The 12,239-nt window shown below is 72.5% G+C and carries 7 protein-coding genes; all 7 read right to left on the reverse strand.

The genetic code is table 11. The features are described 5' to 3' along the window. Nucleotides 1-228: 228 nt before the first annotated feature. On the reverse strand, nucleotides 229-2,718 hold the full coding sequence (locus WME82_RS28430; RefSeq protein WP_438037857.1) for a SpoIIE family protein phosphatase: 2,490 nt from the start codon (nucleotides 2,716-2,718) through the stop codon (nucleotides 229-231). Between the two features lie 17 nt (nucleotides 2,719-2,735). Beyond that, nucleotides 2,736-3,113, reverse strand: coding sequence for a hypothetical protein (locus tag WME82_RS28435; protein ID WP_438037858.1), 378 nt, complete (start codon nucleotides 3,111-3,113; stop codon nucleotides 2,736-2,738). Beyond that, nucleotides 3,094-3,549: a hypothetical protein gene (locus tag WME82_RS28440; RefSeq protein ID WP_437739635.1), complete on the reverse strand. Its 456-nt coding sequence runs from the start codon at nucleotides 3,547-3,549 to the stop codon at nucleotides 3,094-3,096. Before WME82_RS28440 ends, WME82_RS28435 begins: the two co-directional genes overlap by 20 nt. Nucleotides 3,550-3,732: 183 nt before the next feature. Beyond that, nucleotides 3,733-6,213 (reverse strand): SpoIIE family protein phosphatase, encoded by a 2,481-nt coding sequence (locus tag WME82_RS28445; RefSeq protein WP_438037859.1) that lies wholly within the window; start codon nucleotides 6,211-6,213, stop codon nucleotides 3,733-3,735. Nucleotides 6,214-6,228: 15 nt separating this feature from the next. Next, on the reverse strand, nucleotides 6,229-6,606 hold the full coding sequence (locus tag WME82_RS28450) for a hypothetical protein (RefSeq protein ID WP_437739637.1): 378 nt from the start codon (nucleotides 6,604-6,606) through the stop codon (nucleotides 6,229-6,231). Continuing rightward, nucleotides 6,587-7,120 (reverse strand): hypothetical protein, encoded by a 534-nt coding sequence (locus WME82_RS28455; protein ID WP_437739638.1) that lies wholly within the window; start codon nucleotides 7,118-7,120, stop codon nucleotides 6,587-6,589. Before WME82_RS28455 ends, WME82_RS28450 begins: the two co-directional genes overlap by 20 nt. 198 nt (nucleotides 7,121-7,318) lie before the next feature. After that, the gene (locus WME82_RS28460; protein ID WP_438037860.1) at nucleotides 7,319-11,902 is read right to left on the reverse strand and encodes an nSTAND1 domain-containing NTPase; all 4,584 of its coding nucleotides are present in this window, start codon (nucleotides 11,900-11,902) and stop codon (nucleotides 7,319-7,321) included. Between the last annotated feature and the right edge of the window lie 337 nt (nucleotides 11,903-12,239).

The following is a 12,239-nucleotide window of genomic DNA, read 5'->3' on the forward strand; positions in this document are numbered from 1 at the left end:
AAAAACGTGATGCACAAGAACGGTGAAGCGTCCTGGCTCAGTCCGGAAGCTAACACGGTTCACGCAGCGTACGTAATTCTTGCACGGGATCCAATCCCCGTTGGTCGGCCGTGTGCCCATGTAGGCGAGCGAACGATCGCGAGCGCCCCGGCGCGCTGTTCACGGCGTCCGTCTCGACCGCGCGCTCGCCGCTTCGACGAGCGCGCCGGCCGCGCCTCGACCGATGCGTCAGGGCTGCCGGGGGGCGCGGTACCTCGCCACGACGACCGTGATGTCGTCGTCGGGGCTCGGGCACCAGCCCTCGACCTCGCCGAGGATCCGGTCACGAATGACCACGACGGATTCGGTCTGGACGGCCTCGATGGTGGTGCAGAGCCGCTCGAGGCCGAACTGCTCATGGTGGGCGTCGCGCGCCTCGGTCACTCCATCGCTGTAGAGCACGAGGACGTCGCCGTCCTCCAGGACGAACTCGGCGTCTCGCGTCATCTCATGGATGGATGGCAGCGCGCCGATCCAGACCCCCGAGCTCGGGATGCACACGCAGCGGCGCGTCTTCGCGCGGCACACGAGGATGTCGTCGTGCGCCCCGGCGAACGTCACCCGCCCGCTCCGCTCGTACCGGAGCAGGAGCAGCGTCGCGTGCTCGTCCCGCTTCAGGCGGCCGCGGACGTTCTCGTACAGCGCCGCGTTGATGGCCGAGATCACCCTGGCGGGGCTCGCCCTCGGGTCCCTGCGCGTCAGCGCCGAGACCATGCTCTGGATCATCAGCATCACGAGCCCCGCCGCGAGCCCGTGCCCCGCCACGTCGCCGATCCCGAGCCAGCCGCCGTCGGCGGTCGCGAGCACGTCGTAGTAGTCGCCGCCCACCTCGGCGGCCGGCTTCATGACGGCGCAGAGCGAGAGCCCCGCGACCGACAGCCGCTCCGGGACCAGCGTCGTCTGGATGCGCGCCGCGACGACGCTCTCCTGGCGGACCCTCTCTTGCTCCAGCCGCTCGCGCGCCTCCACCTGACGGACCATCTCCCGGTGCAGCGCCGCGGCCTTGGTCGCGGAGCCGATCTGGAGGCGGAGCGCGTCGTAGATCAGCTCGTGCGCGCCGCTGCTGAACACCGCGACACCAAACTTCTCCTCGTCGCCGAACGCGACGGGGAGCGCGATCATCGTCGTGCGCTCCCGGCCTCCCAGGAACCCTTCGGGCGCGAAGCGCCGCGCCGGGAAGCTCGCCGCCGGCGGGTCCACCTCCCGGCCGTCCTCCATCAGGAAGAGCGACCTCATGAAACCTCGTTGCGCCTCGGGAGCGTCGTCATAAAGCGACACTGCGGCCCGCGATATCCCGAGGACCGGCAGCTCCGACGCGAGCACGCGCTTCAGGCCGGGCAGGCTCAGGCACGTCGAGAAGCTCCGCGCGCTCCAGCTGAGGTACGTCGCCGCGAGCTCCACGGTCAGCCGCCGCTCCCCCTCGATGCGCATCGACGCGCTCGAAATGACCATGCGCGACACGTGCCAGAGCCGCTCGAGGGCATCGTAGAGAGCGACGCCCCCGCCGCCCGACGGCGGCCGGCCGAGCCGCTCCCGGAGCACGTCGATCATGCCCTGGAAGTGATCGAGGATCGCGCCCGCGCGCCCCGCCGCGTCGAGGAGCGCCTCGAGCGCGTGCCGGAAGCGGCCCTCCCGCCCCGCGAGCTCGTCCTCCAGCGCCGACAGGAGCTCGCCAGGCCAGCCATCGAGCGAGCCAGTCGGGATGGCAACGCTCCTCCTGAGCGCGGTCTCCAGCGACTCCCGCCGCGCCGCGACCAGGGACGCCCCGTCGCGCGGCGTCGAGGCCGACGGCGCGAGCGAGGCGCTCGCCTGGACCCTGCAGCCGCACGACTCACGGCACGTGAGCTCGACGTCGAGGAGCGCCACGTCCTCTACGACCTCGCCGTCGAGCATGCGCATCATCGTGTCCATCGCGTGGGCCCCGAGCCGCTTCATGGGCTGGCGAACGGTGGTGAGCGACGGCTTGGAGAAGCGCGCGATGAAGGCGTCGTCGAAGCCGGACACGAGGATGTCCTGCGGGACGCGGAGCCCCCGCTCCGCGAGCAGCTCGATCACGCCGAGGGCCATCTTGTCGTTGGCGGCGACCACGGCGTCGACCTCGACCCCGCGGTCCAGGATGTCGCGTACCGCGACGCGACCGCTGTCGATCGTGAACGCGCCCACCGCGAAGAGGCGCTCGTCGAGCGGGAGGCCGCGCGCCGCGAGCGCCCCCCAGTAGGCGTCGGCGCGCGCCTTGGCCTCCTCGTTGTTGGCCGGTCCGCCGACGTACGCGACGTTCCGGCGCCCGTGGACGTCGATCATGTGCCCGACCGAGAGCTCGATCCCGAGGCCGTTGTTCACGATGAGGCTCGGGATACCGTCGATCGCCATCCCGATGCTGAAGACGGGCAGCGCCGCGTAAACCCGGAAGAACTCGCGCATCCCCTCGATGCCGATGTGATGGCAGAGGGTCGCCGACGCGACGATGATGCCGTCGACCGTCTCCGGGCCGATGAGCTGATAAACGCTGTTCTGGGCCGCCCCCCCCTCGCCGGGCAGCGCGAGCGTCTCTCCGAAGGCGATCACGAGATTGACGTCGTGGGCCTCCGCGGCGCGCTCGATGCCGAAGCGCACCTCGGACTGGTAGTCTCCCCCGACGTAGTCCATCAGGAAGGCGATCGTCCGGCGCTTCTCGCTCATCTCCCGCGGCTCTCGCGTCAGGTATCGGCGATGGAGACCAGCTCCGGAGACATGCGCTCGATGGCCGTCAGGCTCCGCCGTTGCCAGCCCAGCCTCGCGTCGGTGAGGAACTCCACCTTGCACTTCGGCCCCTGGCTCGCGACGCCGGCGATGAAGCTGATGAACGCTTTCAGGCAGCTCGAGTTCAGGAAGTAAAGGGCCCTCACGTCGAACTCGATGGCGCTCACGCGGAGGCGCGCCGCCTCGGCGTGCAGGTCCTTGAGGAGCAAACCGAGCGGCGCGACCGCCGCCATGTCGCCCGTGCCGGTGAGCTTGACGATGAGGGTGTCCTCCCTCAGGGCCGGCTCGATCCCGAAGCTGTCCGTGACGACGGGCTCAACCCTTAAGCTGCTCATCGACCCTCCACCTCCCCACCGGCGCGTGCGCGATGATCGTCAGCTCGTTGCCCTCGATCGTATAGTCCACGTCGAGCCCGCCCTCCGCGCGCACCCGCGCGAGGCCGAGCCCCGACACCCCTTCTACCATCGCCGTCTCACAGATGAGTTCGTCATAGTGCTTCACAGGATCGCTCGCCGCCTTCAGCTCGAAGAGCCGCCTCTCCACCTCGCGCAGCCGCTCCGGCGACGCCTCGTTCCGCGCGGAGATCTTCATGACCCAGGAACTCTCGCGCTCCTCCAGCGCGAGCTCGAGGCTGACCTTGGGGCCCGAGGAGTACTTGATGATGTTCTCGGCGAGCTCGTGCGCGGCCATGTAGAACCGCGAGCTCACGTTGGCGTCGTCCAGCACCATGCTGCAGAAGCTGGACACCAGCCGAAGCACGCTGTTGGCCATACGCTCGCTCGGGTGGAACGAGATGCATAGAAACAGTGACCCGTTCGGACTCGGTTCGGACACGGACACGATTGGCGCAGCGTACGTGGTTCTCAACCCGGATCCAATCCCTTCTGCTGACACCGACGATAGCGCTCATGTAGGAAAGCGGGCGGCCTCGGGCCACAGTTGCCACAGTTACAGTTATCGAGGCGCGCTGTACCTCGCCACGACCACCGTGATGTCGTCATCGGGGCTCGGGCACCAGCCCTCGACCTCGCCGAGGATCCGGTCCCGGATCGCCTCGGCGGGCGCGCTCTGGGAGGACTCGATGGTGGAGCACAGCCGCTCGAGGCCGAACTGCTCGTGGTGCGCGTTGCGCGCCTCCGTCACGCCGTCGCTGTAGAGCACGAGGACGTCCCCGTCCTCCAGGACGAACTCGGCGTCTCGCGTCATCGCGTCAATGGCGGGCAGCGCGCCTATCCAGACGCCCGAGCTCGGGATGCACACGCAGCGGCGGGTGCGCGCGCGGCACACGATGATGTCGTCGTGCGCCCCCGCGAACGTCACCCGCCCGCTCCGCTCGTACCGCAAGAGGAGCAGCGTCGCGTGCTCGTCCCGCTTCAACCGACTGCGGACGTTCTCGTACACCGCCCCATTCACCGCAGAGAGGATGTCCCCGGGGCTGGCGCGCGGGTCGTTGCGCGTCAGGGCCGAGATCATGCTCTGGATCATCAGCATCACGAGCCCCGCCGCGAGCCCGTGCCCCGCGACGTCGCCGATCCCGAGCCAACCGCCCTCGTCCGTCGCGAGCACGTCGTAGTAATCGCCGCCGACCTCCGCGGCCGGCTTCATGACGGCGGAGAGCTCGAGGCCTTCGACCGAGAGCTGCGTCGGCACCAGCGTCGTCTGGATGCGCGCCGCGACGACGCTCTCCTGGCGGACCTTCTCCTGCTCCAGCCGCTCGCGCAGCTCCACCTGCCGCACGACCTCCCAGTGCAGCGCCGCGGCCTTGACCGCCGAGCCGATCTGGAGGCGGAGGGCGTCATAGACCATCTCGTTCGCGCCGCTGTTGAGCACCGCGACACCGAACTTCTCCTCGTCGCCGAACGCGACGGGGAGCGCGATCATGCTCGTGCGCTCCCGGCCTCCCAGGAACCCTTCGGGCGCCAGGCGGCGCGCCGGGAAGCTCTCCGCCGGCGGCTCCAGCTCGCGCCCGTCCTCCATCAGGAAGAGCGCCTTCATGGTGGTGCGCTGCGGGTCGTGCGCGGTGTCATAGAGCGACACCGCGACCCGCGAGAACTGCATCCGCGGCAGCTCCGACGCCATCATGCGCCGCAGGATGGGCAGGCTCAGGCAGGTCGAGAAGCTCCGCGCGCTCCAGCTCAGGTAGAGCGACGCGAGCTCCACGTTGAGCCGCTGCTGCCCCTCGGCGCGCACCGACGCGCTCCCGATGACGATGCGCGAGGCGTGCCAGATCCGCTCGAGCGCCTCGTCGAGGACCGCATCCCGGAGGGCCCCGTGGCCCCGGCGGAACTGCTCGCGCAGGAGCGTGATCATGCCCTGGAAGTGCTCGAGGATCGCGCCCTCGCGCCCCGCCGCGTCGAGGAGCGACTCGACCGCGCGCAGGAAGCGGCCCTCGGTCCCCTCGAGCTCCTCCTCCAGCGCCGACAGGAGCAGACCGGCCCAGCCGTCGAGCGATCCGGCGGGGATCGCGACGCTCTTCTCGAGCAGGCGCTCCAGATCATCCCGCTGGCCAGCGGACGGGAGCGGCGCGCTCCACGCCTTGCTCGGGGGCGCGCCCGCGGGCTCCACCTGGTACCCGCAGCCGCACGACTCGCGCAGCGTGAGCTCGACCGGGAACAGGTTGTACTCGGGGACCGGCTCGCCCTCGATCATGCGCACGATCATGTCCACGGCGCGCGCGCCGATGCGCTTGATGGGCTGGCGGATGGTGGACAGCGACGGCTTCGCGAAGCGCGCGATGACGGCGTCGTCGAAGCCGCACACGGGGAGGTCCTTCGGGACGCTCAGGCCGTGCGCCTTGAGCTCCTCGACGGCCCCGAGCGCCATGTTGTCGTTGGCGGCGACCACGGCGTCGAACGCGACCCCGCGCCCGATGATCTCTCGCATCGCGGCGCGCCCGGTGTCGATCGTGAAGCTGCCGAACGCGACGAGGCGCTCGTCGACGCGGAGCGAGCGGTCCGCGAGCGCCCTCCGGTAGGCGTCGGCGCGGACCTCCGCCTCCTCGTTGCTCGGCGGCCCGCCGATGTACGCGACGCGCTGGCACCCGTGGTCTTCGACGATGTGTCCGACCGAGAGATCGAGCCCGAGGCCGTTGTCGACCACGAGGCTCGGGATGCCGTCGATCGCCATCCCGAGGCTGCAGATCGGCAGCGGCGCGTAGGACCGGCAGAACCGCTTCATCCCCTCGATGCCGACGTGGTGGCAGAGCGTCGTCGAGGCGACGATGATGCCGTCGACCGTCTCCGCGCCGATGAGGTGATAGATGCTGTTCTGGGCCGTGCTGGCGGCCCCGGGGAGGGCGAGCGTCTCCCCGAAGGCGATGACGAGGTTGACGTCGTGCGCCTCGGCGGCACGCTCGACGCCGAAACGCACCTCGGACTGGTACTCACCTCGTACGTAGTCCATCAGGAGGGCGATCGTCCGGCGTCTCTTGCTCATCCCTGCGGCTCCTGCTCAAGCGTCGGCGATGGAGACCAGCTCGGGGGACATGCGCTCCAGCGCCGTCAAGCTCCGCCGTTGCCACCCAAGCCTGGCGTCCGTGACGAACTGTATCTTGCATTTCAGCCCCTGCGCGGCTAGACCGCAAATGAAGCTGATGAACGCCTTCAGGCAGCTTGAGTTGAGAAAGTAAAGAGACCTTACGTCGAACTCCACGGCACTCACGGAGAGGCGCACCACCTCCGCCTGGAGGGCCTTGCAATAGGAGCCGAGCGGCGCGGCCGCCGCCATGTCGCCCGTGCCGGTGAGCTTGACGCTGAGGGTGTCCTCCCTCAGGGTCGGCTCGATCCCGAAGCTGTCCGTGACGACGGACTCAACCCTTAAGCTGCTCATCTCCCCTCCATCTCCCAACCGGCGCGTGCGCGATGATCGTCAGCTCGTTCCCCTCGATCTTGTAGTCCACGTCGAGCCCGCCCTCCGCGCGCACCCGCGCGAGGCCGAGCCCCGACACTCCTTCTACCATCGCCGTCTCATGGATAAGCTCGTCGTAGTGCTTCACCGGATCGCTCGTCGTCTTCAGCTCGAGCAGGCGCCTCTCCACCTCCCGTAGGCGTTCGAGAGAGGCCTCGTTTCGCGCGCGGATCTTCAGGATACAGGAGCTCTCGGTCTCCTCCAGCGCGAGCTCCAGGCTGACCCTGGGGCCCGTCGAATACTTGGTGATGTTCTCGGCGAGCTCGTGCGCGGCCATGTAGAACCGCGAGCTCACATTCGCGTCGTCCAGGATCATCCCGCAGAAACTGGACACGAGCCGCAGCACCGCGGTCGCCATGCGGTCGCTCGGGAAGAACGTGATGCACAGGAACAGTGATGCATTCAGGTTCGGTTCGGACGCGGGCACGATTGCCACAGCCTACGTCGTTCCCGCAGCGGAGCCAACGCCTTCTGCTCTCGCGCGAGCGCGAGCGCGCGGGTGAGGGCAGACCCTACAATACGGCGCGACGGCGGGCTTTGACCTGCCGCGTCGGCCGCGGGCTCGCTGCCGCGGTCCCCAGTGGCCTCACGGCCGCGCTCCTTCACTGGCGCGCTCTTCACTGGGCGCGCGGCCTCACGGCCGCGCGACGAGCCGCTTGCCCTGAGCCCTCAGGTTCGACACCGCCTCTCCCACGCGCTGGGCGAGCGGCAGCCCCCGGGGGACCACGAGGCCGGTCGCCCCGCCCACGCGGCCGAAGGACCATGAGAGCACCGAGCCGTCGGCGTCCCACGGCGCGAGCCGCTCGCGGCCGTCGGACGGCATGGCGCCGACGATCTCGTGCCGCTCCAGGTCGAGCGCCGCGATCCGGTCCGCCGACGAGAGCAGCAACGTCTTGCCGTCGGGCGCGGCGGCGATGTCCTCCCACTCCGCCCCGCTCACGCCCTCGAGCACCCGCTCCGTGAGGCCGGCGCGGCGGATCACGACGACGCCCGTCGCGTCCGCGAAGGCCGCGTCTCCCGGCAGCGGGCCGTCCGCGATCGCGGTCGCGCGCGGCGTGGCGTACCCGAGGACCCGCACCTCGCCCCGCGCCTCGTCGATGCGCGCCAGCGCGCCCGAGCTGAACGCGAGCCATAGCCCGGGGCCGACGTCGCCGCGCGCGGCGCTCGGGCGCGCCTCGTAGACATAGCCGTCGGTCACCGCGATCGTGCGGGACGACAGGTCGCGGAGCGACGTCGCGACGACGTTTCCGTCGAGCTCCTGCGTGAACAGCGTCCGGCAGGCGGCGTCGACGCCGAGCACGAGCGCCGGCGCCCTCGGCACCACCTCCACCGTCGCGCCGGTCGTCGCGTCGAACAGCGTCCACACCCCCTCGTCCCGCCGGTACGCCATGAGCCGGCCGTCGTCGCAGGCGCGCAGCACGTGGCCCCGCCGCGCGGCCGCGCGGCGCCGCGAGCCCTCGTCGTACAGGCGCACCTCGCCGCCGATCTCGAAGGCGACGACGCCCCCGCGCCGCAGCGCGGCCGCGGCCGAGGCGGCCGCGCCGCGCACCTCGGGGCTCCCCTCCGGGTCGAGCCCCTCGAACCCGAGGAGGCGCTCCGCGGCGGGCGCGCCCGGGCTGAACAGGACGAGGTCGCGCGTGAGCACGCGCCGGTCCGGCAGCCGCCACCCGCCGAGGAGCGCGTGCGGGCCGACGTCGCGCTCGGCGATGTCGGCCATCTCGCCGCGCGCGCGCAGCGGCCGCGGCGCGCCCTTGCCCGGGGACGCCTCGCACGGCGAGCCCTCGGGCGGCGGATCGCCCGCGGCGCGACCGCCCTTCCGGAGGTAGTGCCAGGCGCTGCCGCCGCTGCCGCACACGCCCAGATCGAGCCCGCCCGCGTCCCAGCGCGCCGACGCGGGCGCCGCATCCGTGTCGAGCTCGAAGAGCGGCGCCTCGGGCCGGTCGAGGGCGTAGATCGACGTCCTGCTCTGCTGCACGAGCGCGATCACGGGATCGCGCGGGCTGAAGCGGCCGAGCACGGCGGGCGCGCCCAGGGTGATCTCGGCGCCCGCGCCGCCGCCGGGCCCCCAGAGCAGCGCCCTGCGCCCGAGCACCGCCGCCACGCGCGCGCCGTCGGGCGAGACGCCGAGCACGTTGCCGCGGAACGGGTGCCGATCGACCGCCTCGGCGCCGCCGCCGCGCCGCATGTCCCAGCGCGCGATCCCGCCGTCGGTCGAGCAAGCGAGGACGGGCGCCGCCTCGGCCGCGTGGACGGCGCTGCTGCAGCGCACCGGCGCGACCGCGGCCAGCGCGACGGTGCCGCCCTCCCGCAGCCGGAAGACGCGGACCTCGCCGGTGACCGAGCGCGTCGCGAGCGCCGTGTCGAACGCGAACGGCACGCGCTCCACGTGCGGGGCGTCGTGCGGCCGCAGCGCGAGGACGCGCGGCGATTTGGCGCGCTCGATGCTCTCCGGGTCGGCGTCGAGCGCCACGTCGTCGATGACCTCCGGGTCGGGCGGGCGCAGGTCGGCGACGAGCAACGAGCCCCCGGGGCCGCCGGCGATGACCCACCGATCGTCCCACGGCAGCGCCGGCCCCACCACGGCGTCGACGGTCAGGAAGCGCGCGCGCGGCAGCCCCACCGCGGCCGACGCGAGATCGAGCGGCAGCGCCGCGTCATCCGCGCGCCGCGCGAGGGCCGCGGCGATCCACGCGGCGCGGTGGTACGGGTCCTCCGTGCGGCGCGCCTTGCCGATGAGCTCGGCGAGCTCGGCGCGCTCCTCGGCCTCGCGCGCCTTGGCCTCGGTCTGCGCCTGGCGCGCCGCGGTCCACCGCTCGGCCATGAACGCCGAGGCGACGGTGAGCCCGAGCGCCAGGGCCGCGCCGATCTTCTTGGCGCGCTGGGCGCGGGCGCGCCGGAGGCTCTCGCGCACGAGCGCCTGCTCGCGCCGCGGCAGCCGCGAAGCGAAGGCCGCGCTCTTGCTCACCTGCTCGAGCAGGTCGCGGCGGAGGAGGAGATCGGGGCGCTCGCCGGAGCGATCCCACACGTCGGCGGCCTCGCGGAGCCGCTCGAGCAGGATGAGCCGCTCCATGTGCAGCGCGCGGGTGGCGGCGGCGTGCGGCCAGCTCGAGACGAGCGACTCGTGGGCGAGCTCCACGGACCTGTCGCGGCGGACGAGGAGGCGCGCGCGCTCGAGGGCGCCGAGGACGCGGTCGACATCGTCGGGCGGCGCGGCGACGGCCTCGGCGAGCTCTGCCTCGACCCAGCGGACGCGCGACCCGTCCATCGCGCCGAGCCGGAGCAGCGCCTCGTCGGCGATCGCGCGGTCCTCCGTGGCGAGGGCGGCGAGGGCGGCGTCGGCGTGCCGCGCGAGAGCGCCGCGCACGCCGCCGAGCTCCTGCCAGACCTCGCCGCTCAGCGCGCCGCGCCGGTCGCGCGCGCGTTCCCACCACTCCGCGAGGGCGAGCGCGATGAACGAGAGCGCCGCGCCGCCGCTCCGGAGCTCGCGCTGCGCCTCGGCCGCGACCAGGGCGAGCCCGCGCACCTCGGCGCCGGCGAGCTTCGCCGGGCCTGCGACGAGGTCCTTCACGGCGGCGGCGGCGGGCAGCCCCACGTAGCGCAGCGCGGCCCGGAGGCCCTCGCCGGCCGGGGTGGCGAGGAGGGCCGCGGTGCGGTCGTCGGCCTCGTCGAGCACGCCGATGAGCCGGAGGCCTCGCCGCGGCTCGCCGGTCGCGAGCGCGCCCACGAGGGCGGCGAGGCGCCCGTCGCCGAGGGGCGCGATGGGGTCGACGATCAGCGCGACGCCGACGGCGGACGCCATGCAGAACCTGGTGAGGGCGTCGAGGTCCGCGGCCTCGAGCTCCGGCGAGACGGCGGCGAGCGCGCGGGCGAGGGCGCCGTCGGGGTGGTCGCCCGGGGTGAGGCGCGCCTCGATCCAGTCGTCCTTCTGGTCGACGTGGCGGCGCGCGAGGTGGGGCACGAGCCCCGCGGAGGCGAGCGAGCTCTTGCCCGATCCGCGCGGCCCCTGGAGCACGACGCACGGCTCGAACTCGAGCTCGCGCCCGAGGCGCGCGGTGTCGTCGTCGCGCCCGAACAGGAGCCCCTCGTCGGTGGACGAGAGCGGCGCGAGGCCCCTGTACGGACGTTCGGGGACGCCGTGGGGCCGCTCCCAGACCTCGTCGATCAGCTGCGTCAGCTTCCCTGGCGCGACGCGTCGGTGCGCTGGATCGACGGACAGGAGCCGCTGGAGGAGCGCGACGAGGCCGCGCGGCAGCCGCGCGGGGTCGCGCTCGAGGTCGCGCATCGTGCCGCGCAGGGTCGCGGCGCGGAGCTCGGTCCACCAGGCGGAGACGCTCGCGGGGTCGGAGCAGTCGTCCGGCTCGTCGGGCACGGCGTGCGGGAGGCGCCCGGTGGCGAGCTGCGCGATGCAGACGGCGAGCGCGTAGGCGTCGGTGGCGGCGGTCGGCTCGGCCATCTCGAGCACCTCCGGCGCCATGAAGCCCGGTGTTCCGATGACGTTGCGCGCGGCGGCGGGGCTGTCCGCGCCGGCGAAGGCGCGGCGCGTGGAGGCGTAGACGTCGCGCTCGGCGAGGAAGGCCGCCGTGCCGAGGTCGCCGCCGCCGCTGTCATGGCCGCCGCCGACGGCGACGGCGGGGGCGCGGGAGACGGGGGCGCCTGCGCGCCGCGAGATGCCGAAATCGAGGACCTTGAGGGCGCCATCCTGGGTGAGGAACAGGTTGGCGGGCTTGAGGTCGAGGTGGACGACGCTGCGCGCGTGGATGACGTCGAGCGCGCCGGCGACGTCGCGGGCCCAGGCGACGACGCGGCGCCAGGGGATGCGGCGGCGGAAGCGGATCAGGTCGGCGAGGTTCCGGCCCTCGAGGAGCTCCATCGAGACGAACGGGGTCTTCGGGGCGCCGTGGAGGATGCCGGCGGCGTAGATGGTGACGAGCGACGGGTGGCGGAACGAGGCCAGGAGCTTGGCCTCGTCGGCCCAGTCGGCGGCGTCGGCGAAGTCCGAGACGAGCAGCTTGAGGGCGACCTCGCGGAACGGCGCGCCGTCGGGCAGGAGCTCCTCGGCGCGCCACACGTCGCCGAAGCCGCCGCGGCCGAGGCGGACGCGGAGCCGGTAGCGGCGGTCGAGCACGTCGCCGGGGGCGTGCGCGAGCCCGCCCGCGGGCATGGGCACCGGGCCCGGATCGCGGGAGGAGCTCCCCTCGTCGACGAGCGTGCGGTCCATCGCGAGACGACGGTATCACCGGCGCGGCGAGAGGTGTCGAGCGGCGCGACACCCGCCTGAACCCGGCCCTCGCGATCGCGACGTGTACCGGGGAGGCACGTCGCTCGACGGCCTTCCTCTGAATCTGTAGTTTCAGCGACACCGCATCGAACCGGTCCACCAGCGCTGTAGCGGGGAGTCGCCCCGGTTCACGACGAAAACCGTATTGGCGCCAAGTTCGCCAATTCGCTCCATTCCCGCACGGAACGCCCGGGGAGACGCCCCGAGGACGCCGCGCGAGGTCGCGAGGAGCGCTGAGCGCGCTGAGCGCCGCCAGGCTGGACTTCCGTGCCTTGCC

Source organism: Sorangium sp. So ce128, assembly GCF_051525245.1.
Taxonomy (GTDB): Bacteria; Myxococcota_A; Polyangia; order Polyangiales; family Polyangiaceae; genus Sorangium; species Sorangium cellulosum_B.

Excerpts from the sequence above, each read along its gene's own strand:
- WME82_RS28450 (WP_437739637.1), bottom strand. The coding sequence starts at position 6,606 with ATGAGCAGCTTAAGGGTTGAGTCCGTCGTCACGGACAGCTTCGGGATC.
- WME82_RS28430 (WP_438037857.1), bottom strand. The coding sequence starts at position 2,718 with ATGAGCGAGAAGCGCCGGACGATCGCCTTCCTGATGGACTACGTCGGG.
- WME82_RS28460 (WP_438037860.1), bottom strand. The coding sequence starts at position 11,902 with ATGGACCGCACGCTCGTCGACGAGGGGAGCTCCTCCCGCGATCCGGGC.
- WME82_RS28435 (WP_438037858.1), bottom strand. The coding sequence starts at position 3,113 with ATGAGCAGCTTAAGGGTTGAGCCCGTCGTCACGGACAGCTTCGGGATC.
- WME82_RS28445 (WP_438037859.1), bottom strand. The coding sequence starts at position 6,213 with ATGAGCAAGAGACGCCGGACGATCGCCCTCCTGATGGACTACGTACGA.
- WME82_RS28440 (WP_437739635.1), bottom strand. The coding sequence starts at position 3,549 with ATGGCCAACAGCGTGCTTCGGCTGGTGTCCAGCTTCTGCAGCATGGTG.